Below are 22495 nucleotides of genomic sequence, written 5' to 3'. Positions count from 1 at the left end.
GGCACATCGCGGTCACGACGTCGTGCTGCCTAACCTGAGGCCCCCCATCGATGGAGGGCCCATGAGAAAAGCTATCCGCACCGCCGTTCTGGCGATTCCGCTGCTGGCCGCGATCGCCGCCGCACCGCCGGCGCGGGCCCGGACCGAAGGCACGCGGTGCGCCGATCTCGACGGCGTCCGGATTCCCGCCGCCACGATCGGCCTGCGCACCTCCGGCGGCCAGGTCACCGCGACCCGGCTGGTCGAGGCCACGACGACCACCGGGAGGTACTGCCTCGCCGAGGCCGCCATCAAGCCCGTCGACCCGGCGGCGCCGTCGATCAGGATGCAGATCGCGTTGCCCGGCAAGTGGAACCACAACGCCCTGATGTTCGGCGGAGGCGGTTACGACGGCACCATCCCGAACGTCGCGGCGAACGTCCCCTTCGGACCCGACGACCGGCCCGGCCCGCTCGCCCGCGGCTACGCCACCTTCGCCGGCGATTCCGGCCACCAGGCCACGCCCGGCTTCCCGCCCAGCACGACCCTCGACGGATCGTTCGGCCGCAACGACGAAGCCGTCCGCAACTTCGCCGGCGACGCCCTGAAGAAGACCCGCGACGCGGCCCGCTACCTCATCGGGCGGTACTACGACGGCGCGAGCCCCCGCCACAGCTTCTTCGCCGGCGGCTCCAGCGGGGGAAGGGAAGCCCTCGCCGTCGCCCAGCGCTGGCCGGCCGACTTCGACGGCGTCATTTCCGCCTACCCCGCCTGGAACGCGGCCAGTCTCGACCTGTTCTTCGGCTACGAAACCCGGATCCTCGCCCAACCCGGCGCGTTTCCCGGCCCCGCGAAGCAAAGTCTGCTCCACCGCGGTGTCATCGCCGCCTGTGACGGCGGCGACGGACTCGCCGACGGCGTCGTGTCCGATCCGGACGGCTGCCACTTCGACCCGGAGACGCTGCGCTGTGCCGCGGGCGCGGACACGGGCGACACGTGTCTGTCCGACGCGCAGATCGACGCCGTCGAGAAGCTTTCCGCGCCGCTGACGTGGAACTACCGCCTGCGCAGCGGAGAACGCGGCTACCCGGGCTTCCCGTTCCTTTCCGGCGCCACCATGACGACCGCGCTGCTGGGCATGGGGACCCAGGCTCCCGCATCGCCCATGCCGGCCACGGCCGGCTACGGGCCGCAGTTCTGGGACCAGTGGGTCCGCTACCTGGTCACCCGCGATCCGGCGTACGACTCCCGCACCCTCGACCCCCGCCGTCCGGGGAAGTGGACGCCGCGGATCAGCGCACTCTCGGCCCTGCAGGACGTCAACGACCCCGACCTCCGGCCCTTCGCCCGCGCCGGCGGGAAGCTGCTGATCCTGCACGGAGCGGCCGACGAGCTGGTCAGCCCCCGCTCCACCGCCCAGTACTTCGAGCGCGTCCAGCAGACGGTCGGCCGTCAGATCGCCGATCGGTTCGCCCGCTTCTACGTCGTGCCGGGCGCCAACCACGTCAACGTCGGTGCGGCCTTCGCCGCCGGGTGGGATTCGTTGTCCGCTTTGGAGAACTGGACCGAGCGCGGCACGGCCCCGGCGAACCCGGTCGTCACCGACGTCGGCCCGGACCACGGCCACCGCACCCGGCCGCTGTGCCGGTACCCCACCTGGCCGCGGTACACCGGTGGAAATCCGGGTGTCGCGGGCAACTTCATCTGCGGGGCCTAGCGACGCACTGCCGCTGAACCGCTGCCTCTGGGCGCCGCCCGTCCGGCTACGCCGATGGACCGGGTTCCTGCTGGCGTGGGTGGCCGCGAGCGGCGCCGAACACTACAGCCGGGCCCTGCGCTCGGTCGGCCTCAAAGCCCAGCACCTCGGCGTGCTCGTCCTGCTGCAGGACGGGCTCATGGTGCAGTCGCGGCTCGGCGAGCACCTCGGTGTCTTCAAGCCGGTCAAGGTGTCGCTGATCAACGAGCTCGAGAAGATGGCCTTGGTGCGGCGGATGCCGCACCCCACCGATCGCCGCGCGGTCGAGGTGAACCTGCTTCCCGCCGGGCGGCAGCGGATCAAGACCGCCGACAAGGTCAGCCGGAGCGCCACCGACGAGTTCTTCGCCCCGCTCACGCCGGTCGAGCGGCGCCTGTTCCACGAGATGCTCGCGAAGCTGACCGACCGTCCGTCCACACGGGAGTGAGATGAAGACTTCGCGGCAGCGGCGCCTGACACTGGTGGCCCTGATCGGGATGGCCTACTGGCTGTTCGGCAACCTCTACTAGGCGGTGGTTTTCTCGCCGAACTGGGTCCACGACAGCCCGTCCCAGTTCGCCAGGCTGAACGAGTTCTTCTCCCGCACCGGACCCACGCTCTACTTCGTGCCGGTCACCCAGCTCGCGTGGTCCGCGTGCTCCTGACCGCGACGACCGCGTGCTTCCTGTTCGCTGCCTTCCGGAAGCTGGACCGGAGGATCACCCCCGGCTGAGCGGCAGCCCGGCCTTTACCCGCGAGGGAATTGGTTCCGCGCCGTCGCGGCGGCATGCTGCGCAGCATGACCAGGATGTTCACTCCGCCGAGGACGGTACGACCAGCCCGGATTCGTACGCGGCCACCACGGCCTGCGCGCGGCTGTTCAGCTCCAGCTTGCCCAAGATCCTCTTGACGTGCGTCTTCACGGTCTCCGCGCTGAGGGTGAGCCGTTGCGCGATCTCGGTGTTGCTCAGCCCGTGCCCGACGAGGTGCAGCACCTCCGTCTCCCGGCCGGTCAGCGCGTCCAGGCCGGCACCTCCGGAAGCCGGCGTCCGGTGGTGCCGCGCGAAACTTTCGATCAGCCGCCGGGTGATCCGCGGCGACAGCAGCACATCGCCGGCCGCGACCGCGTGGATCGCGGCGATGATCCGGTCGGCCGGAGTGTCCTTGAGCAGGAAGCCGGCCGCGCCCTCGCGGAGGGAGGTGTACACGTACTCCGAGATGTCGAAGGTGGTCAGGATGATGATGCGGGGGTGCCACCCCGGGTCCTGGCCCAAGATCCGCCGCGTCGCGGAGATCCCGTCGAGTTCCGGCATGCGCACGTCCATGAGCACCACGTCCGGCCGGGTGGCCGTGGCCGAGGCGACCGCCTCGACGCCGTTCGCCGCCTCGGCCACCACGTCGATTCCCGGGGCGGCCCGCAGGAGCCCGGCCAGTCCGGCGCGAACCAGCGGCTGGTCGTCGGCGATCATGACCCGGATCGTCATGCCACCTCCTCGATCGGCAGGCGGGCCACGACCGCGAAGCCGCCGTCGGGGAGCGGGCCGGCCTCGAACGTTCCGCCGTAGAGGTCCGTGCGCTCGCGCATGCCGTGGATGCCGTAGGACGAAGGCCCACCCGCGGTCCGGGCGCCGGCTCCGTCGTCGGTGATCCTGACTTCGAGGCATCGGCTGAGGTAGGTGATCTCCACCCGCGCCGCCGCGGCGCCGGCGTGCTTCAGGACGTTGGTCAGGGATTCCTGGGCGATCCGGTAGGCGGAGATCGCGACGCCGGGCGACACGGGCCTCGGCCGGCCCGTCATCACCAGTTCGACGGTCAGGCCGGTGGCCCGGACCCGCTCGACCAGGCCCGGCACCTCTTCGATCCCGGGTTGCGGCGACAGGTCGATTTCCCCGTCGTCGTCCAGCCGGAGGACGTCCAGGAGTCGCCGCATTTCCCGCAGCGCTTCCCGGCTGGTTCCGTCGATGGTGGCGACGGCGGTGCGTGCGGTCCGCGGGTCGCTGTCGAACACGTAGGACGCCAACCCGGCCTGGAGGGAGATGACGGACATGTGGTGCGCGACGACGTCGTGGAGCTCCCGGGCGATCCGGACGCGTTCGTCGGCCGCCGCGCGGCGGCCCCTCTCGGCCTCGAGCTGCACCCGCCGCGCCCAGCGCTTGGTGCTTTCGCCGAGTGCCCAGGCCCCGAACAGGATCAGCGCGGTTTCGAGCAGCTTGGCCAGCGTGAAGTCGCTGCGCGGGTTCAGGAACGTGGGGACGAAGCAGGCCACCGAAAGCACCCACATCAGCCCGGCGACCTCGGTGGAGCGCATCGTGCCCACGGTGAACATCGCGATCAACAGGCCCAAGCCCGCGTTGGGCAGTTCCGCCGACTCCAGCACGGAGTACCCGGTCACCGCACAAGCGATCACCGTCATGACGACGACGGGAGCGACCTGCCGCAGGGCGAGGGGAGCGACCGTCAGGATCCCGGCGACGTAGAGCATCCAGCTTGCGTCCGGGCGCGCCGCCACGTTGGCGACGGTCAGTGCCACGAGGGCCGCCGTGACGAGAACGTCCAGCCGGGGCGCGGAAGAAAGGGCACGCACGGTGTCACGGTAGTCGAACCGGCGGCTTCGCCTCGGGTGCGGCGGCCGGGTTACCACCAGCGGGGTAGGTCCGAATACCCATTCCGGCCGACGCCTGATCGCCGGATTTTTCTTAGTGTCGGAATGACGGGGATCTGATCAGCACCGACGTGTTCGGGGGAGAATCGATGAGCAAAACCTGTAAAGCTGCTGATTTCGCGGTCGCGGAGGTGGAGTGCGAGCATTATCGGCGCATCTTCGCGGATCTGTTCGCCAACAAGTGGTCCGCACGGGTGGTGGGGATCCTCGACGAGGGGCCCACCCGCTTCGGGAAGCTCCAGCGCGAACTGCGGGGCGTGAGTGCGAAGGTGCTGACCCGGACGTTGCGCCGGCTCGAGCACCTCGGGCTCGTGGACCGGGTGGTCTACCCCGATGTGCCGCTGCGGGTCGAGTACTCGCTGACCGAACTCGGCGGGGGAACGGCCGGATTGCTCCGGCACATGAGAAGCTGGGTTCACCGGACCATCGATGAGGCCGGCCCGCTGCCGTCGGCGAGGTGATGGATCCCGCGGCCGACGGCTTCGGGTCAGGTCTGCTTGCGGCTCGCGATTTCGTCGGACAGCTGCTGCACACGGGCGGGGTCCGCGTCCCGGGCCAGGGCGACGTAGTGGTCCATGACGGCCGGCCGGTAGCGCACGGGCAACGTCTGTCCCGGGGCGAGCCGGGTGAGCTCGGTGATCGTGAGGTCTTCGTCCGCGATACCGCGGAACGAGCTGCCGTCGGCGGTCTCCACGTCGAACATCAGGACCACGCGCGGATTGCCGTTGACCTCCCGCCAGTCGACGAGAACGCCGAGCGCCAGCGCCCCGGTACGCAGTTCCGCGGTGCGCTTCCGCGCGTCACCGCTCAGGAGCGGGTTCGGGGCGACGCCCGGGAAGCCGGGCCCGACGCCGAGCGATTCCCGGCTCAGGTCGGGCCTGAGCTGCGCCATCAGGTCGTTCAGATCGTTGCGCTTCTGCTTCCGACCGAACATCCGGCCCCCTCCCGCACGTCGGGGCTGGAGTCCCGCCCTCACCGCGATCATACGTCGCGGACCGGTTCACGCCCTAAGCCAGCGGACTCCGGTCGATGTTCCGCTCGACCCAGCTCCGCACCGCCGCGAGCGGGACGGCAGCGCTTTCTCCCAGTTCGGTCAGCGAGTACTCCACGTGCAGGGGGACCGACGGGTAGACGACCCGCCGCAAGATCCCGCACTCCTCCAGCCGTCGCAGCGTTCGCGTGAGGACTTTGGGGCTGACGCCGTCCAGCCGCCGGAGAAGCTCGCCGAAGCGCAGGGGACCGTCTTCGAGTGCGCCGATGGCCAACGCGGACCACTTGCTGGCCAGGAGATCGAGCATGGCCCGGCACGGACACTGGGCTTCGTAGACGTCGTGCCGGGTATGCCGTCCTGTCTCGCGAACACTCGTCATCGGTTCTCCTCACCCCTCGCGTTGCCCCTCAACCTAGGAGCCGGGGTGTGGTTACCCGCAAGGGCCGCAACTTTCCGGCGGAGAGTGGCCGATCTCAGCCGGGCGCCGGCCCTTCCGGGGCGAGCGCGGAGAGATAGCGCTCTCCCGTGTCCGGGAACACGGTCACCACGGTCTTGCCGGTGTGCGCGGGACGGGTGGCGAGAATCCGGCAGGCGTGTGCAGCCGCGCCGGAGGAGATACCGACCAGCAGGCCCGCGGTGCGGGCGAGGAGCCGGGCCGCGGACCGGGCGTCCTCGTCGGAGACGGTCAGCACCTCGTCGATGCAGCCGGCGTCGGTCGTCGAGGTCAGGAAGCCGCCGTTGAGACCCGGGATGCCGTGGAGGCCGCCGACGCCCTTGCTCAGCAAGGGGGACCGGTCGGGTTCGACCGCCACCACCCGGATGCCGGGGTTCTGTTCCTTGAGGTAGTGCGCGCAGCCGGTGAGCGTGCCGCCCGTGCCGTAGCCGCACACGAGGAGGTCGATCTTCCCGTCCAGGTCGGCCCAGATCTCCGGCCCGGTGGTCGTGTAGTGCGCCCGGACGTTGTCCGCGTTCTCGTGCTGGCAGACGTACCAGGAATCGGGCTGGTCGCGGTGGATCTTCTCGGCCAGTGCGACGGCGGCCGCGTACCCGTCCCGGTACGGGGAGAGCACGACCTCCGCCCCGAACGAGCGCAGCACGTGGACCCGTTCGGCGGTCACGTCGTCCGGCAGCACGATCACGCACGCGTAGCCCCGCACCGCGCAGAGGGCGGCCAGCGCGATCCCGGTGTTGCCGGAGGACGCTTCCACGACCGTGCTGGTGCCGCGGCGCAGCTCACCGCGCCGTTCGGCGCCTTCGATCATGGACAGGGCCGTGCGGTCCTTGACGCTGGCCAGCGGGTTGACCGACTCCAGCTTGGCGTAGCTGGTGGCCACCGCCTCCGGGCCGAAGTCGAGCCGCACGAGCGGGGTGCCGCCGATCAGGTCGGCGAACGAATCGGCCGGTGGCCGCGGGATCCTGGGTGTCACAACGCCTCCGTATCACCAGGTCGGGAAACTGTGGACGATCGCTTCGGGGCGCCGGGCCTCACGGTGCGCGAGGGCCGCGACGGGCCCCAGCACCCGGGAGCCGGCCGGCACGTCGCGGATGACCAGGGCTTGCGCGCCGATCACGCTGTCGTGGCCGACGGTGATCGGCCCCAGCACGGTCGCGTTCGCGCCGATCACGACGCGGTCGCCGATCTCCGGGTGCCGGCGGGCTTCCGCGGGTCGTCGCCGGTCGTGCCACCAGCCGGTCGAGCCGAGCGTGACCTGCTGGAAGATCGTGACGTCGGCGCCGATCACCGCGGTCTCCCCGATGACCACGCCGGCGCCGTGGTCGATGAAGAACCCGCGGCCGATCCGCGCACCGGGGTGGATCTCGACGCCGCCGCACCACGCCCGGGCGAGGTTGGCCAGCAGCCGGGCCGTGCGACGCAGCCCGCGCCGGTACAGCCGGTGGGCCACCCGGTGGGTCCAGATCGCGGGCAACGCGGGGTGGAGCAGTGCCTCGGTGCGCGAGCCGATCGACGGATCCCGCTCGCGGACCACGCGCAGGTCGTCGGCGGCCGTCCGCCACCAGCCGGCGGCGCTCATCGCACCTCCCCGGGGAAGCGGATCCGGTTTTCCGCGTACGCCACCCCGGCCAGCAGCACGAGACCACCGACGAGCATCGTCGCGGTGATCGGTTCGCCGAACAGGGCTGTGCTGATCACGGCGGCGAAGACCGGTTCGAGGTAGTTGACGGCCGACGCCGTGGTGGCCCCGACCTCGCCGATGAGCCGGAACAGCTGCACGTAACCCAGCCCCGTGCAGAGCAGGCCGAGGAGCACCACGCTGATCGCGACCCTCCCGGTGACATCCGGCGGCGCTCCGCCGAGGAACAGCGCCGCCGGCGCCTGGAGCAGCGTGGCCACGCACAACTGCCCGGCGATCAGGGCCACCGGAGCGAGCCCGAGGGGCCACAGGTACTTGCGGATGTAGGCGAAGTACGCCGCGTAGCACAAGGCCGCGCCGAGGCAGGCGAGCTGACCGCTGAGGGACCCGAAAGCCTTGTCCCAGGGGTTGATCACGACCACGAGCCCGAGGAAGCCGACCACGAGACCGATCGCCTTGCGCCGGGTGGCCGGCTCGGTCCGCACCACGACCGCGGTGAGGACGAGGGTGAGCAACGGGGTGCTGCCCACCAGGACGCCCGCGACCCCGGCGCCGGTGGTGCGCTCGCCGTAGGACAGCAGCGTGAACGGCAGCACGTTGCCCAGCGCCGCGGCCACGACCAGGTGACCCCAGACGCGGCCGAAGCGCGGCAGGCCGGTTCCGCGCAGCCCGGCGATCACCAGCAGGACCACCGCGCCGAGCAGCAGCCGGCCGAACACGAGCTGAGCGGGAGTCAGGCCCTCCAAGGACATCTTGACCATCGGGAAGCTTAGGCCACCCAACGCGGCCACCAGCAGGAACCGCAGCGCCGACAGGTGGTTCATGCCGACCGGTGGCGCCTTCACAGCTCGAAGCCCGCCGGGAACGGGTCCGCCGGGTCGCGGAAGTACTGCGCCGTCCCGGTCAGCCAGGCCCGGCCGGTGATCCGGGGGAGGACCGCGACGTGGCCGCCGATCCGGCACTCGGCGACCACGCTCCCGCGGAAGCCGGTGCCGATGATCGATTCGTTGTGGAACTCCGCGCCGATCTCGAGCTCGCCGCGGGCGTGCAGCTGAGCCATCCGAGCTCCGGTGCCGGTGCCGCACGGGGACCGGTCGAGCACGCCGGGGCTGATGACCATGGCGTGCCGGGAGCGGTGCGACGTCCCGCCGGGGGCGGCGAGGTAGACGTGGTCGCACCCGGTGATGGCCGGATCTCCGGGGTGCACCGGGCGGCCCGAGGCGTTGACCTCGGCCATGATCGCCAGCCCGGCTTCGATGATCCGCTGGCTCGCGGCGCGTTCGAAGGGGATACCGAGGTCGGCGAGCTCGGCGATGGCGAAGATGTTGCCGCCGTAGACGATGTCGCAGCGCACCGCGCCGACCCCGGCGACCTTGACCTGCCGGTCCGGTTCCAGCACGAACGACGGCACGCTGTCGATCGTCACCGACCGCGCGGCACCGCCGGTGACGGCGACTTCGGCCACCACGAGGCCGGCCGGGGTGTCGAGCCGCACCGTCGTCGTGGGCTCGGTCACCTCGACCATGCCCGTTTCGACGAGCACGGTGGCGACCCCGATCGAGCCGTGGCCGCACAGCGGCACGCAGCCGGCCCGTTCGAGGTAGAGCACGCCGACGTCGGCCTCCGCCACCGTCGGCGGCTGGAGGAGCGCCGCGACCATCGCGGCGTGCCCCCGAGGTTCGCGCACCAGGAAGTTCCGCAGGCCGTCGAGGTGTTCGCCGGCGTACCGGCGGCGCTCGGCCATGGTCGCCCCGGGGAGCGGTCCGACGCCGCCGACCACCACGCGCGTGGGCATGCCCTCGGTGTGCGACTCGACGGTGTGCACGATCTGGTCCGACCGCATGGCCGTCCTCCCGGTGTCGGTTCATACGCAGGTGGTGCCGCCGTCGAGGTGGAGCGCCGTGCCGGTGGCGTAGGTGGTCGGGGCGACGAGGTACAGCACCGCCGCCGCGACCTCGCCGGCGGTCGCCAGGCGGCCCAGCGGCACCCGGGCGAGCGTCTCGTCGTGCGCGGCGCCGGCGTCGCCACCGGCCTCGAACTCCGCGGCGAGCATCGGGGTGTCGACCGGTCCGGGGCAGACCGCGTTCACCCGCACGCCGGGGGCGAGCTCGGCCGCGAGGGCCCGGGTGAGGCCCAGCACCCCGGCTTTCGAGGCGCAGTAGGCGGTGTAGGCGGCCATCCCGATCACCGAGAGCTCGGAGCCGATCGTGACGATGTCCCCGGTGACCCCCGCCCGCCGCATGCGCAGCCCGGCCTCGCGGGCGACGTAGAACGTGCCGGACAGGTTGACGTCGAGGGTGCGCCGCCACTGTTCGGGCGTGAGCTCGGCCAAGGTCGCCGGCCAGGACACCCCCGCCGACGTGACGACCAGGTCCGGCACGCCCCAGCTCGCCTCCACCCGGTCGATGGCGGCCGCCACCTGGGCGTCGTCGGAGACATCGGCCGGCAGCTGCAGCGATGGGCCGGGCAAGGTCGCCGCGGTCTCGGCCAGGGCCGCCGGGGTGCGGGCCAGCAACGCGACCCGGGCACCGGCGGCCGACAGGGCCCGGGCGGTGGCCGCGCCGATGCCGGAGGACGCACCCGTCACCACGGCCACGCGGTTCGTGAGCGGATTCGCCATCACGCCCTCAGAAGGACGCGGCGTGCATGGCCGTCAGCGGCGTGAAGTCCCGGGCGGCCAGCCATTCGGGCCGGGTGCCGCGGCTGAGGTCGATCCGGTTCTCGACGCTGTTGTAGGTGATCAGCACCAGCCCGCGGTCGACGGGGGAGATGTTCGGCACCGACGCGTGCGGGATGTTGGCGTCGAACCAGAGCACGGATCCGCGCGGCCCCTTCGGGGCGGCCATGCCGTTGCGCGCGATCAGCTGCCGCATCGTGTCGATGTCGATCGAGTACTTCAGGCTCGCGGTCAGGGTGTTCGCCCAGCCGTCCCCTTCGACCTCGGCGTCGATCTCGCCACCGCCGTGCCCACCGGGGACGAAGGTCAGCGGCCCGTTGAACTCGGTCACGTCGTCGAGGAAGATCGCGGCGGTCAGCGCGCGCGGCTCGGGCATCCCGTCCTCGTGGTGCCAGAACGTGTAGTCCTGGTGCCACTCCCAGACCTCGCCCTTGAAGGCGCGCTTGGCGTTGATCTTGAACTGGTGGACGTACACCTGGTCCCGCAGCAGTTGTTCGGCGATCGGCAGCAGGCGGCGTGACCGGACGAGCCGGCCGAACGCCTCGGCGTGCAGGTGACACCCGTGCACGCCGCGCGGCACGTCGGTGTCCGCCTCGACCGTGACGCGTTCGCCGCCTTCGGCGAACTCCTGTTCCGCGCCGGCCTTGATCAGCCGGATCTCTTCTTCGTCGAAAACCCGTTCCTGGACGAGAAAGCCCTTCCGTCGGTATTCGTCGATCTGGTTCGGAGAAAGCATCGGTTCAGTCCTTTCCGGCGAGTGCGGTGTCGGTGAGCAGGCGGAGCAGGTTGCCGCCCATGGCTTTTTCGATCAGGGAGCGGGAGAGACCCCGGCGGAGCATCGCTTCGGTGATCAGGGGGAGTCCCGCGGGGCCGGCCAGCCCGGGAACGAGTCGTTCGCCGTCGGTTCCCTCGATCACCAGCGGACGTTGCCAGCCGGGGATCGTCTCCGCGAACAGCTCCGCGACGAAGTCCGAGCCGATGCCGACGTGGTCTTCGCCCGCGATGCCGGCGATGTGCACTAGGTGGTCGACGACCCGGTCGATCGTCGCGTCCTCTTCGGACAGATAGCCGGCGTAGAGGTTGAGGCAGATCAGGCCGCCCGTGGCGGCGATCGCCCCGAGCTGATCGTCGGTCAGGTTCCGGTGGTGCCCGCGCAACGCGAACGCCGCGGAATGGCTCGCGATGACCGGCCGCCCGGTGACTTCCAGGACGTGCGCGACCCCGGCCGGGTTGAGGTGGGACACGTCGACGAGCACGCCGAGCTCGTCGAGCAGCTTGATCGCGGCGACGCCGGCGCGGCTCAGCCTGCTGCCGGTGCCCTGCTCCGACGACCCGTCCGCCAAGGCAGTGCGGCCGAAGTGGGTCAAGGACACCATGCGCACGCCGAGCCTGCTCACGGTCCGGAGGAGTTCGACGTCCTCGTCGATCTGCGCGCAGCCTTCCAGCGCGAGGACGAGCGCGATGCGGCCGGCGTCGAGCGCCTCGTCGATTTCGGATTTCGAACGGCACAGGGCGACGACGTCGGTGTTGGTTTCGGCGATCCGGTGCGCGGCCTCGAGCATCCGGAGGGTGCGCCGCAGCGCGCCTTCGGGCCGGAACTCGTGGTCGACCATGACCGGCAGGACCTGGACGTTCACCCCGCCCGCGAGCAGCTGCGGGTACCAGTGCTCGCGGAAGTACGCACCCCAGTGGTCCGGGCCGCGCAGCGCGACCAGGGCCAGCAGATCGTTGTGCGCGTCGCCCACCACGATCTGCTCGTGCAGGTTGTCCACGGATCTTCTCCAAACGGTGCGGGGCGCCTCAGCGCGTGACGAGGGAGCTGACGAGGGTTCCGGTCACCGGGCCCAGCGTCATGCCCAAGGTGCCGTGTCCGGTGGCGGCGATGACGTTCTCGCCGATCCGGCCGACGCGGGGGATGCCGGACGGCGTCATGGGGCGCCCACCCCGCCACGGCGCACCGGCGGTGTCGCGGGAAGGCAGCGTGGGGACGAAGGACCGGGCGGCGGCATCGAGCCGCTGCCCGGCGTCGGCCGGCGGTTCGCCGCCCGCGGTGCCGCCGAACTCCATGCCGGTGGTCAGCCGGACGGATCGCGGCCCGGAGTTGATCACGATGTGGGCTTCCTCCAGCATCACCGAATGCCGCAGCAGGGGACGGTCGGCGGGGTAGGTCACGCTCACCCCGTAACCGGGCCGCACCGGGAGCCGGGCGCCGAAGAACCGCCCGACCCGCGAGCTGGCCGCGCCGGCGGCGATGACGAACCAGTCCGCGGTGACGGTGCCGCGGTCGGTGCGCACCGAGTGGACCCGCCCGTTCGCCCGCCGGGCACCGACGACGGTCTCGGCCCGGAACCTCGCGCCGTACGCGCGGGCGGCGTCGGCGATGGCCAGCGTCGCCCGCGCGGGATCGAGACTGCGGTCGTGGGGAAAGGCGATCGCGCCCGCGAGGTCCGGGTGCAGCTCCGGTTCGGCTTCTCGCAGAGCCCGCGGGCCCAGCAGTTCGCACTCGGCGCCGAGCTTGGCCAGCGTGCGCACCATCCGGTGCTGCCGGCGGAACGCGGCCGTGCTGCGGAAGACCCGGAGGGAGCCGGTGGAGCGCAGCCGCAGGTCGATTCCCTCGGCTTCGGTCAGTTCTTCGTAGAGCCGCAGGCTTTTCCGGGCGAGGTGGTACAGCAGCCGAGTGGTGCGCGAGGTCCGCCAGGGACGCGCCTCGAACAGCGAGCCCGCGATCCAGGGCACCAGGCCCGGCGACAGTGGCCGGCGCAGGGTGACGAAGCTGTCCCGCCGGGCCAGCGCGCCGAGCCACGCGCCCACGGTGGCCGGGTTGGCGAACGGCACGGATTGGCTGGGCACCAGCATTCCCGCGTTGCCCGCCGATGCGCCCGTTCCCGGAGCCGGGTCGAGCACGAGCACGTCCGCCCCGCTTCTGGCGAGGTAGAAAGCGGTGCAGCTCCCGATGATCCCGCCGCCCACGACGGCGACATCTGCGTGCGTCGAATCCACGAACCTTCGCCTCCCCCGTCGAGCCAGAGCGCCATTCCGCACGGTGCCCGGCCGGAAAACGGTGACGGCCGAAGGAAATTCGTGCGGACTCGCTGATGGCCCGACTGTAGGAGCCGAAGGGTGGTTACCGGCAAGATCCCCTGCTGTCCCAGCGGACACAAGGGCGGAGTCGGCGCAGAATGTCCGCGCCGGTCGTACGCGACCGGCGCGGACGGCGGTGGGATCAGCGGGTGGGAATTCCGGTGTTGCCCGAGGCGAGCAGGGCACCGGTGTGGCTGCTGTGCTGGTCGGCCGCCGCGACGAAGGTGTACCTGGCCGCGTCCCCGTTGAGGTTCGGCGTCCAGCACCGCCGCTGCCCCGGCAGCACCTTCCCGTTGCCGCCGGTGCTGTCGCAGGTCACGGTGCCGACCCGCACACCCCGGTCGTAGCGGGTGAGGTAGGCCTGCGCGTACTGGCTCGTCGTCATCGCCTGGTTGAAGAGCACGAACGCGAAATACAGGCTGCCCTGACGGCACAGGTCGACCTCGCCGACGATGACGTCGTTGGTGGCGATCACCGCGGCCCGCGCCACGACCGTCTGGTAGCCGGCGCTGTTCTGGCAGTCCGGGCTCGAGCGGACCTCCGCCGAAGCCGGCGGCGTGAGCCCCACTACGGCCGCGCCCGCGATCGCGAACGCCGCCACGGTCTTCTTGAGCATGTGTTCCTCCCCGTTCCGGTGTGGCCGGCGATCCGGCAGCGGTGCTGCCGACGCGACCCACATCGCCGACACGCGCGACCGGTGCGATGGGTTTAGGGGGAGCGAGCTGGTCCCGCGTGACGATCCGCTGTCTCCGCGCCCCGGCCCGGCCTACAGTGGACTCTCGGCACGACGCGAGCCGCGGAACCAGAAGGGATCCTGCCATGACCGACCACTGGCACCGCCCGCTCCGGCACGTCAAAGGCGGCGAACTCTCCGGTAACACGGCACAGACCAGCGGGATGCGCCGGCTGGAAGCCGTCTCGGGCCGGACGGTGGGCTCGGAGAAGGTGTGGATGGGGGAGACCCACATCGGCCCCGCCGCCAACTCCGGCGACCACCACCACGGCGAGGCGGAGACCGCGATCTACGTCAAGTCGGGCCATCCGGTGTTCGTCTTCGCCGAAGGTGACGAGGAGATCCGGCTGGAAGCGGGTCCGGGCGACTACATCTTCGTGCCACCGTACGTCCCCCACCGGGAGGAGAACCCGGGCGGCGAGGACGCGGTCGTCATCATCGCGCGCAGCAGCCAGGAGGGCATCGTGGTGAACCTGCCGAGTTTCTGGGCACCGGTGGACAAGCCCGCGGACTGAGCCACCCCGGCTGAAGGACCGCGAGAAGGCGCCGGGCGGTGCCGTCGGGTGCGGTATCCGTTGCGTGGAACGGAAAGGGTGGTCAGCCGCCGACGAAGGTGACGGTGTCGTCGAGCGGGGCCCGGGGCGTGCGGCCGGTGTCGGCCGCGGTGTCTTCGAACCCGATCGACAGGCCGCAGAAGAGGAGGAGTTCCCTGGGTGGTGACAAGATCTCCGCGACGGTCTCGTGGAACTTCGCCCACGCCATCTGCGGGCAGCTGTGCAGCCCTTCGGCGCGCAGCAGCAGCATGACGGTCTGCAGGTACATCCCGGCGTCGGACCACTGGGGCCGGCACAGGTCGCGGTCGAGGTAGCAGAACAAGGCCGCCGGGGCGCCGAAACAGTCCCAGTTCGCGGAAGCGGCACGCTGGCGTGCTTCCACGTCCTCCCGGGGGATGCCGAGCGAGCCGTAGCGCTGCTCGCCGAAGGCGGCCCGGCGCTCGCGGTACGGAGATTTCAGCGCGGCCGGGTACTGCTCGTACTCCGGCTCGTCCCAGGGGTCGCCGGCGGCCAGGCGCTCGCCGGCCCGTTTCTTGAGCTCGGCCAGCGGCGCGCCGGTCAGCACGTAGCTGTGCCAAGGCTGCAGGTTCGAGCCGGAAGGAGCGTGCGTGGCGGCTGAGAGGACGCGTCTCAGCGTTTGCTCCGGCACGGGCCGGTCGGTGAACCCGCGCACCGCCCGCCGGCTCTCGACCGCCGCGTAGACGTCCATCGTTCGCCTCCCACCCGGTTAGTTACAAGTGAGATGGTATCATTCGATACGTTCTTGGGCGAGATTAACGTCCTCGCGGTGATGGCCGCTGCCGGGATGGGCGAACCGGGTCAGCAGCTCCGCCAGCCGCTCGGGCTCGCCGGGCTCGAGTTCGCCGACCAGGCGTTCGGCCAGTGGTTCCGCGGCGAGGTGGGCAGCGTCGAACAGCTCCAATCCCGCGGACGTGATCTCCACGGCCCGCGCCCGCCGGTCCCCGGGCACGGCCTTGCGCACGGCCAGGCCCTTGCGCTCCAGGTCGTCGACGACGCGCATGATCCCCGCCTTGTCGGACCCGGTCTCCGCACCGAGGTCCCGCTGCAGGGTGGGCCCGCGATCGGCGAGCACGATCAGCACGGCGAAGTGCCGCAGTTCGATGCCGAGCGGCCGCAGCGCCTCCGTCATCACCGCGGCGGCGCGCCAGTGAGCCCGCCGCAGCAACAGCCCGAGCGCGAAGGGCGAACCATCCCCAGGGCGGTCGGTCGCCCGACGGGGAGCATCAGCGGTCATGAGGGCACGCTAGCAGCAACGAATCACTCGATACGGTATCGATCGATACGATGAACCGCGGCTGAACCCCGCCGCGCAGCTCCTGACAGCGGGACCACGGCGGCTACCCGGGTTCGGCTCGGGTCATGCGACCGTCTCGTCCTGGCGCGGCCAGGAGGTGGTCGCGACGAAGTCCTCGAACGACCGCGGCGGGCGGCCCAGGGCGCGCTGGACACCGTCGGCCGGCTCGGCACCGCGGCCGTCGCGGAGCTCGACCAGGAGCCCGGTGAGCAGGTTCGCCACGGGTTCCGGGACGCCGTACCGGACTTGCCGCTCGACGAAGGCCTCCGGAGCGACGTCGACGTAGTCGATCTTCCGGCCGGTGGCCCGCGCGATGAGGGCGGTCGCTTCCGCGAAGCCGACCGCTCGCGGACCGGTCAGCTCGTAGACCCGGCCGTGGTGCCGGTCGCCGGTCAGCGCTGCCGCGGCGACCTCGGCGATGTCCTCGGCGTCGACGAACGGGGCTCGTCCCTCGCCGGCCGGGAGGGTCAACGCGCCGTCGCGGATACCGGTGGCCCACGGGCCCTCGCTGAAGTTCTGCGCGAACCAGTTCGGGCGCAGGATGGTCCAGCTCGCGCCGCACCCGCGGACGGCTTCCTCGGCAGCGTGCAGGGGATGGCCGGCTTCGCCGGCGCGCGGGGCCGACAGCAGCACGAGCCGGCGGGCGCCCGCCGACACCGCGTCGGCCACGAACCGCGGGAGCCGGTCCCCGGCGCCCAGGTTCGGTTCCACGAGGTAGACGGCCGTGACACCGGCCAACGCGGCCGGCCAGGTCGCGGAGTCGGCGAGGTCGAAGCCGCGGGTACGGGAGGCGACCCGGGCGGCGGGGCCGAGCTGCCGGGCGACGCGGCGGCCGGTCTTGCCGGTGCCGCCGAGAATCAAGGTGGTCATGTCCGTAAGCCAACCCGCGGACTCCGAGACGATCCATGGGTGAAAACCCGGGATACCTTTGTCAGCGTCTACAGTGCCGGAATGGACGTCCTCAGCGACCTGCTGCACCGGGCCCACGCCGGCCACGCGCTCGTCCGGCAGCTGGTCCAGCGCCCGCCGTGGTCGCTGGCCTTCGCCGAAGCCCCGCCGCTCACGCTGGTGGCCACGCTCGGCGGCCATGCGTCGCTGCGCGTCGGCGACACCGTGCCGGTGCGCCTCACCGCCGGAGACCTGGCGCTGATCAGCGCCCCCGCGTACACGATCGCCGACGACCCGGGCACCCCGCCGCAGCTGGTGATCCGCGGGACGAAGAAGTATCCGGTCGCCGGCGCGGAGCCGGTGGGGAACCCGGCGCCGCGCACCTACGGCGACGGCACGCCCGGGGCCACGACCATGCTCCGCGGCGCCTACGAGCTCCGCGGCGCCGCCGCGGAACGGCTGCTCGCCCTGCTCCCGTCGCTGGCGGTGGTGCCCGCCGGGCCGCGGACCCGCGGCGCCCTGGACCTGCTCGCCGCCGAGGTCGCCTGCGACGAGCCCGGCCAGGACGCCGTGCTCCGCCGGCTGCTGGACCTGGTACTCGTGCTGGCGCTGCGCGGCTGGTGCGCCCGGATGGCGCCGCCGCCCGCCTGGTACCGGGGGCTGAGCGACCCCGGCGTCGGCGAAGCCCTGCGCTCGCTGCACACCGAGCCGGCGCACCGGTGGACGGTCGCCGAGCTGGCTGCCCGGGCCGGCCTGTCCCGCGCCGCGTTCGCCGCACGCTTCGCGCGTCTGGTCGGCGAGCCGCCGCTGACCTACCTGACCGGCTGGCGGATGACGCTGGCCGCGGACCTGTTGCGCGACACCGAAGACACCGTCGCCGCCGTGGCCCGGGCGGTCGGGTACGACGACCCGTTCGCCTTCAGCGTCGCCTTCAAACGCGTCCGGGGCGCCAGCCCCTCGGACTGGCGCCACGGACGGGTGACTCCCGGTTCGTGATCGCTCCTACCGGGTCACGCTCAGCGGCATGATCGGCTGCGGGCCGGGTGTACTTCAGGCGAGCTCCTGGGGGTGCAGCACGATGCGCCCGTGGGTCTTGCGGTCGGCCAGGGCCCGGTAGGCGTCGCGCACGGCGGTGAGCGGGTACGTCGCGGCGATGGGGATGTGCAGCTCGCCGGCGGCGGCGAGGGCGGCCAGTTCGGCCAGGGCCGGGAGTCCGCCGGCATCGGTCGTCCCGAGGGATTTGACGCCCTTCTCCTTCGCTCCGCGGTAGTCGACGACGGTGTCGATGCGGTCTTTCGGAACGCCGAGGGCGAGGGCGAGGTCGAGGTAGCCGCCACCGACGGTGTCGATGAAGGCGTCGGCCCGGCCGGTCGCGGCGAAGATCCGGTCCTGTTCGCTGTCGCCGTACCGCACGGGCTCGATGCCGTGGCGGCGGAGCAGGCCGAAACGCGCGTCACTGGTCAGGCCGATCACCCTCGCGCCGGCCCGGCGTGCGAGCTGGGCGGCGGTGAACCCGACGCCGCCCGAGGCGCCCGAGATCACGACGGTCTCGCCGGGCCGGGGTTCCACCGCCCGGATGGCACCGAGGGCCGCCATCGGGGTGGTGTAGAGCGAGCCCGCCACGTCCCAGGGGAGGGCGTCGGGCTTGCGCACCAGCTGGTCTGCGGGGATGGCGACGAACGGGGCGTGGGCGTCCCAGCTCTGGAGCCGGCCCAGCACCGGGTCACCGACGGCGAAGCCGGGAACGTCGGCACCGACAGCCACGATCTCACCGGCGAGATCGCGGCCCGGCGTGTACGAACTGCCGTGCAGCGCCGGGAGCGCGCCGGGGTTGAGCGCACCGGCTTCGACCCGCACGACGACTTCGCCCGGGCCGGCGACGGGCTCGGGGACGTCCGCGAGGTAGATCCCGTCGATGCCCGAAAAACGGTCGTACCGTACTGCTTTCATCGTGTCTCCCGGGTTCGCGCGTGAGTCGCTCAGGTGTGGCGCAGGAGTGGCAAGAGGATGTCGTCGACGAGATGCGCGACGAAGGCGGCGTCACACGGCTCGCCCACGACCACGAGGCGATGCACGATCACCGCGGGAGCGACCTCGGCAAACAACGCTCCCGCCCCGGGCGCCAGCCGCTCGGCCGCCAGTCCGTCGGTCATCGCGGTCTGGTCCCGCAGCAGGATTCGCCGCATCTCCTGGGCGAGCCGCGCATCGTTGCGCATGCCGGTGAACAGAGCTCCGAGCAGACCCACGTCCTGTTCGGAAATGCTCCGCGCGAGCCAGGTCGCCAGGGAATGCACGTTTTCCCGAAGGTTCTCTCCTCGCGGCGGCGGAGGTTCCGCGGGTCCACGGCGCTCGACCGCCGCGGTGACCAGCGCCGCCTTGTCGCGGTACCGGCGGTAGATCGTCGTCTTCGCGGCCCCGGAGCGGCCGGCCACCGCCTCGATCGAGAGCTGCTCGTACCCCACCTCGGTCAGCAGTGCCAGTGTCGCGTCGAGAATGGCCAGATCGCGGGTGTGATCCCGCGGCCGTCCCGTCGCCGAGGGCCGAGTCGTGTCGCTGGAGGCCAAGGTGTTCCCGCTTTCGATACGCTACCGTCGCGTATCGAAAGTACCTCAGTTCGGCCGGGTCCCGCAACCTGTCGCTTCCCGCACCGTTCTGCGGCAATTCACGATCTCGGGAATGGGCACAGTTCGTCAGCGGGAAGCGGCGGCTCATGAGTCCTGACCGCGAGATCGTGCCACCGCCCGGTTTGCTGTGGGAAGCTTCGTCCGTGACACGTCGGAAGAAGCCCGAGCTCGCCACCTGGTGGATCCGGTAGGTCGCCGCGTGAACCGGCACGGAGGACCAGGGAGCCGCCGCGATGGATTCCACGACGTCCGCATTGCTGGGGGCCGCCATCGGCTCCGCCGCGGCGCTCGTCAGTGCGTCCCTGGCGTCCTTTGTGGCCTTGCACAACGAGCGCAAGCGTCGTGAGGAGGCCGCGCGGGCGTCTGCGGTGCGATCCCTGCGCACGGCTGCGGCAGCCGCTTTCACGGAGTTCTACAACTTCTCCCACGCCATCAGCTGGATAACATGGTACGCAAAACACGCCCCGGCCTCGGTCGACGCGCAGATGGCCGGTTCGTACGAGCAGGACAATCACGCGGTCATCCCGAAGCTGCAGGGGGCGTTGGCGGTGGTGGCCAGCTTGAGCTTGACCGTGTACGAGGAACTTCAGCCGCTCGTCCACCGCCTCTTCGTGTTGGACAAGCACGTGTCGACGGCCGTGGTGAGGCTCCGAGACGACCGGGCCGGCGCGATCGGCTCATTGGCAACACTTCTCGACGACGTCAATGAACTACAGGACAGCCTGCCTGCGGAGCTGAACCGAGTCATGAAGGTCGCCCTGTCGGAAATCTGAGAACCGGCCGGCCTCAGCGGTCATCGAGTTCTCGCCAGTATGCGAGCCGGTCGAGGGCGGCGGTTGCCCCGGCCGGGTCGCCGGATGCGGTCAGCCAGTAGGCGAGGTTGTCGAGCGTGCGCAGGGTTTTGGGGTGGTCGGGGCCCAAGGAGCGGAGCCTCTCGTCGAGGAGTCGTTCGAACTCGGCCGCCGCGGCCGCGGGGTGGCCGGTTTCTCCCCGCCAGTAGGCCAGATTGTTCCGAGTGGTCGAGGTATCGGGGTGGTCGCGTCCCAGCACGCGGAGCTGGATGGCAAGGAGGCGTTCGTACTCGTCGGCCGCACCGGCGGGGTCGCCGGTGCGGGCCCGCCAGTAGGCCAGGCTGTCGCGGGTTTGCAGGGTGTCGGCGTGCTCAGGACCCAGTACCCGGATCCGGTCGTCGAGGACCCGCTGAAACTCCGTAGCCGCGCCGGCGGGATCACCTGCTTCACCTTGCCAACGGCCAAGGCTGTGGCGGACGGTCAAGGTGGTGGGGTGGCCGTGGCCGAGCTGCTGTTCGGCGACTGAGCGCAGTTCCGCGAAGTACGTGCGGGCCTCGGTCACCAATCCGGCGTCGCCGAGGCTCTGGCCGGCGCGGAACAGGATGGGGTGCGCGCCCGGAGTCCACAGGTCCGGTCCATTGTATTCGGCGAGTTTGGCGGTGTTGGTGCGCAACACCTGCCCGAGCTGTGGATCGGTCTCGATATCGGGCCAAATCTCCAGGAGCGCGTCGGCGGCGGCGTTGGTGACACGCTTGAGGCCGGCCTTTGGCATCGCCTCGCGAGTGGCGCGCTGCACGAGTGCGTGCACGCGGACGGCCCGAGCTGCCGAATCCGGGCTGCGGGTGATCAGGGTGAGCCGGTGCAGGCATCCGAGAGCATCGGAGGCTTCCTCCGCGTCGATTTCCCGCGCGGTGATCGCCGTGAGCAGACCGGTGACGGCGCTGGTGGCGAAAACGCCGGTGGGGATGCCGTTGGCGTCGAGCATGCTGGCCACGTCGAGTATCGGCCGGGCCAGCCCGGTGGGTTCGAGCTGGTTCGCGTGCTCGATGGACAGGGACCACGTCGTGGCGACGGTGGCCCGTTGCTGGTCGGGGAGTCCGCCGGTTTCGGGGAACAGCGTGGCCAGCCGACGGCGACAGTCGTTCCACCGTGCGAGGTAGGCGGTGCACGACAGGTCGCGGTCGATCATGTAGGCAACGGCTTGTGCCAGGGCCAGGGGCAAATACCCCAGGCCGGCCGCAAGCTCGGTGATGTTGTCGCGCAGGAGCGGTTGATCGGCGAGCGCGTCGCGGAGGTAGTCGTGCGCCTCTTCGCAGGTGAACACGCCGATGTCGATCTGGCGACGGCCGGGCCCTCGCAAGGCGGCATCGCGGCGGCGCGTGGTCACGATGACCCGCCCGGTTTCCCCGGCCGGTGGCCACAAGCCGTCGAGGTCGTGCGGTTGTCGAAGGTCGTCGAGCACGATCAGCCAGCGCGCCTTGGTGGTGGCCAGCCAGGAGAGCAGGCGGCGCGCACCGCGGTCGGGGTCGGGATCGGTGTGCCCGTCCAGCTCGGTCGCCAGTTCGGCGTATGCGGAAACAACCGCGTCTCGTGACCCGGCCGTCACCCAGACCAGCAGGTCGAGCATGCCTGCTGCCCAGGCCTGCTCCGCGTAGGCAAGGGCGATTTGAGTTTTGCCGACCCCGCCGAGCCCGGAGATCACTCCCGTGCGAACCGCGCTGTTCGAGGTGAGGACCGCGGTGTCGCCGTGCTCGAGGATGCGGGCGAATTCGCCGATGGCTCCACGGGGCTGGAGCGCCGTGGCGTGTTGGGGCATTGCCCCGGTCCGGTACGGCAGAGTCACGACCGGTCGGGGAGGGCTGCGCAGGTGGACGCCGCCGTAGACGGTGCCGATCTGCGTGAGGCGCCCGGCGACGTCACCGGAAGCCAGGTTCGTCGCGCGAACGGGTTCGTCGGGACCGTGGCCCATCCGCCGAGTATCCCGCATCCCTCGCTCGGTGCCGCCCGGCGCTCTGCGGCATGGGAGTGCGTTAGAGCACCAGAGCAGTTGTTCGGACGCGGCGACAGCGCCTCACCCCCGAGCCTTCCCGGTGCGGAACGCTCGGGGGTGACCGCAGGGGACTGGATCCCGTGACATGGAGGAAGAACCGGGCCGCCTCGTGCGCGGAGAGGACGCGGCGGCGTGACGGGAAGCCGAACAGACTGACTTCGCCGCCGTCGTGGGAACTGAGGGGATCGGCGGTGCCCGTCATCGGCAGCACGGGAACCGAACCGCGACCGGAGGTGGCGCCGGCGATGAAGATGGTGTTGCCGCTGGTGTTCATCTGTCGGTGCGGTTCAGTGTCCGGTGGAGTAGAGGTTGATGAGGTTGC

Annotated in this window: 25 protein-coding genes; 6 read left to right on the top strand and 19 right to left on the bottom strand. The window is 71.2% G+C overall.

What is annotated here, in order from left to right:
• Nucleotides 1-61: 61 nt before the first annotated feature.
• Together AB0M30_RS43800 and AB0M30_RS43795 are read left to right on the top strand one after the other, a co-directional pair.
• Nucleotides 62-1696: a tannase/feruloyl esterase family alpha/beta hydrolase gene (locus tag AB0M30_RS43800; protein WP_364597448.1), complete on the top strand. Its 1635-nt coding sequence runs from the start codon at nt 62-64 to the stop codon at nt 1694-1696.
• A gap of 79 nt (nt 1697-1775) precedes the next feature.
• A complete protein-coding gene (locus tag AB0M30_RS43795; protein WP_364597445.1) occupies nt 1776-2162 on the top strand; it encodes a MarR family transcriptional regulator in 387 nt (128 codons plus the stop codon).
• A gap of 364 nt (nt 2163-2526) precedes the next feature.
• On the opposite strand, the gene AB0M30_RS43790 is transcribed toward AB0M30_RS43795, so the two are convergent.
• Entirely contained in the window at nt 2527-3198 is a 672-nt protein-coding gene (locus tag AB0M30_RS43790) for a response regulator transcription factor (protein WP_364597441.1), read from the bottom strand.
• Nucleotides 3195-4298: a sensor histidine kinase gene (locus AB0M30_RS43785; protein ID WP_364597438.1), complete on the bottom strand. Its 1104-nt coding sequence runs from the start codon at nt 4296-4298 to the stop codon at nt 3195-3197. The genes AB0M30_RS43790 and AB0M30_RS43785 overlap by 4 nt, the downstream gene beginning before the upstream one ends.
• A 149-nt stretch (nt 4299-4447) precedes the next feature.
• Here AB0M30_RS43785 and AB0M30_RS43780 point away from each other — a divergent pair, with 149 nt between their 5' ends.
• Nucleotides 4448-4837 (top strand): helix-turn-helix domain-containing protein, encoded by a 390-nt coding sequence (locus AB0M30_RS43780; RefSeq protein ID WP_364597435.1) that lies wholly within the window; start codon nt 4448-4450, stop codon nt 4835-4837.
• Nucleotides 4838-4863: 26 nt separating this feature from the next.
• Here AB0M30_RS43780 and AB0M30_RS43775 read toward each other — a convergent pair whose 3' ends face one another.
• From AB0M30_RS43775 to AB0M30_RS43725, 11 genes are all read right to left on the bottom strand, one after another.
• A complete protein-coding gene (locus AB0M30_RS43775; protein ID WP_364597432.1) occupies nt 4864-5310 on the bottom strand; it encodes a hypothetical protein in 447 nt (148 codons plus the stop codon).
• Between the two features lie 73 nt (nt 5311-5383).
• Entirely contained in the window at nt 5384-5746 is a 363-nt protein-coding gene (locus AB0M30_RS43770; RefSeq protein ID WP_364597429.1) for a helix-turn-helix domain-containing protein, read from the bottom strand.
• Between the two features lie 94 nt (nt 5747-5840).
• Entirely contained in the window at nt 5841-6794 is a 954-nt protein-coding gene (locus AB0M30_RS43765) for a cysteine synthase family protein (RefSeq protein WP_364597426.1), read from the bottom strand.
• A 12-nt stretch (nt 6795-6806) separates the two neighbouring features.
• On the bottom strand, nt 6807-7400 hold the full coding sequence (gene epsC, locus AB0M30_RS43760) for a serine O-acetyltransferase EpsC (protein ID WP_364597423.1): 594 nt from the start codon (nt 7398-7400) through the stop codon (nt 6807-6809).
• Complete coding sequence (locus AB0M30_RS43755; RefSeq protein ID WP_364597420.1) at nt 7397-8305, bottom strand: DMT family transporter; 909 nt, start codon at nt 8303-8305, stop codon at nt 7397-7399. Before AB0M30_RS43755 ends, epsC begins: the two co-directional genes overlap by 4 nt.
• Nucleotides 8302-9303: a proline racemase family protein gene (locus tag AB0M30_RS43750; RefSeq protein ID WP_364597417.1), complete on the bottom strand. Its 1002-nt coding sequence runs from the start codon at nt 9301-9303 to the stop codon at nt 8302-8304. The genes AB0M30_RS43755 and AB0M30_RS43750 overlap by 4 nt, the downstream gene beginning before the upstream one ends.
• Nucleotides 9304-9324: 21 nt before the next feature.
• Entirely contained in the window at nt 9325-10080 is a 756-nt protein-coding gene (locus tag AB0M30_RS43745) for an SDR family NAD(P)-dependent oxidoreductase (RefSeq protein WP_364597414.1), read from the bottom strand.
• A 7-nt stretch (nt 10081-10087) separates the two neighbouring features.
• Nucleotides 10088-10873 carry a phytanoyl-CoA dioxygenase family protein gene (locus tag AB0M30_RS43740; protein ID WP_364597407.1) on the bottom strand — a complete coding sequence of 262 codons (786 nt, stop codon included), beginning with the start codon at nt 10871-10873 and terminating at the stop codon, nt 10088-10090.
• Nucleotides 10874-10877: 4 nt separating this feature from the next.
• Nucleotides 10878-11909 (bottom strand): membrane dipeptidase, encoded by a 1032-nt coding sequence (locus AB0M30_RS43735; RefSeq protein ID WP_364597404.1) that lies wholly within the window; start codon nt 11907-11909, stop codon nt 10878-10880.
• Between the two features lie 28 nt (nt 11910-11937).
• Nucleotides 11938-13137, bottom strand: coding sequence for an FAD-dependent oxidoreductase (locus AB0M30_RS43730; protein WP_364597401.1), 1200 nt, complete (start codon nt 13135-13137; stop codon nt 11938-11940).
• A 223-nt stretch (nt 13138-13360) separates the two neighbouring features.
• Entirely contained in the window at nt 13361-13834 is a 474-nt protein-coding gene (locus tag AB0M30_RS43725; RefSeq protein ID WP_364597398.1) for a hypothetical protein, read from the bottom strand.
• Nucleotides 13835-14037: 203 nt separating this feature from the next.
• Between AB0M30_RS43725 and AB0M30_RS43720 the strand changes: the two genes are divergently transcribed.
• Entirely contained in the window at nt 14038-14466 is a 429-nt protein-coding gene (locus AB0M30_RS43720) for a cupin domain-containing protein (RefSeq protein ID WP_364597395.1), read from the top strand.
• Nucleotides 14467-14548: 82 nt separating this feature from the next.
• On the opposite strand, the gene AB0M30_RS43715 is transcribed toward AB0M30_RS43720, so the two are convergent.
• The 3 genes from AB0M30_RS43715 to AB0M30_RS43705 all read right to left on the bottom strand — a co-directional run bounded on the left by AB0M30_RS43715 (nt 14549) and on the right by AB0M30_RS43705 (nt 16690).
• Nucleotides 14549-15214, bottom strand: coding sequence for a nitroreductase (locus AB0M30_RS43715; protein WP_364597392.1), 666 nt, complete (start codon nt 15212-15214; stop codon nt 14549-14551).
• Nucleotides 15215-15253: 39 nt separating this feature from the next.
• Entirely contained in the window at nt 15254-15760 is a 507-nt protein-coding gene (locus AB0M30_RS43710) for a MarR family winged helix-turn-helix transcriptional regulator (RefSeq protein ID WP_364597389.1), read from the bottom strand.
• Between the two features lie 123 nt (nt 15761-15883).
• Entirely contained in the window at nt 15884-16690 is an 807-nt protein-coding gene (locus AB0M30_RS43705) for an NAD(P)H-binding protein (protein ID WP_364597386.1), read from the bottom strand.
• A gap of 81 nt (nt 16691-16771) precedes the next feature.
• Here AB0M30_RS43705 and AB0M30_RS43700 point away from each other — a divergent pair, with 81 nt between their 5' ends.
• Nucleotides 16772-17704 carry an AraC family transcriptional regulator gene (locus AB0M30_RS43700; RefSeq protein WP_364597384.1) on the top strand — a complete coding sequence of 311 codons (933 nt, stop codon included), beginning with the start codon at nt 16772-16774 and terminating at the stop codon, nt 17702-17704.
• 54 nt (nt 17705-17758) lie between these two features.
• Here AB0M30_RS43700 and AB0M30_RS43695 read toward each other — a convergent pair whose 3' ends face one another.
• Together AB0M30_RS43695 and AB0M30_RS43690 are read right to left on the bottom strand one after the other, a co-directional pair.
• Nucleotides 17759-18658, bottom strand: a complete 900-nt coding sequence (locus AB0M30_RS43695) for an NADP-dependent oxidoreductase (RefSeq protein WP_364597381.1) — start codon at nt 18656-18658, stop codon at nt 17759-17761.
• Between the two features lie 29 nt (nt 18659-18687).
• Nucleotides 18688-19272: a TetR/AcrR family transcriptional regulator gene (locus tag AB0M30_RS43690; RefSeq protein WP_364597378.1), complete on the bottom strand. Its 585-nt coding sequence runs from the start codon at nt 19270-19272 to the stop codon at nt 18688-18690.
• 293 nt (nt 19273-19565) lie between these two features.
• Here AB0M30_RS43690 and AB0M30_RS43685 point away from each other — a divergent pair, with 293 nt between their 5' ends.
• Entirely contained in the window at nt 19566-20105 is a 540-nt protein-coding gene (locus AB0M30_RS43685; RefSeq protein WP_364597375.1) for a hypothetical protein, read from the top strand.
• Nucleotides 20106-20118: 13 nt separating this feature from the next.
• Here AB0M30_RS43685 and AB0M30_RS43680 read toward each other — a convergent pair whose 3' ends face one another.
• Nucleotides 20119-22092 carry a tetratricopeptide repeat protein gene (locus tag AB0M30_RS43680; protein ID WP_364597372.1) on the bottom strand — a complete coding sequence of 658 codons (1974 nt, stop codon included), beginning with the start codon at nt 22090-22092 and terminating at the stop codon, nt 20119-20121.
• Nucleotides 22093-22495: the final 403 nt, after the last annotated feature.

This window comes from Amycolatopsis sp. NPDC051716 (genome assembly GCF_040681595.1).
GTDB lineage: Bacteria > Actinomycetota > Actinomycetes > Mycobacteriales > Pseudonocardiaceae > Amycolatopsis.
The sequence above is the reverse complement of the archived record's forward strand: the minus strand, read 5'-3'. Positions and strand labels throughout refer to the sequence as shown.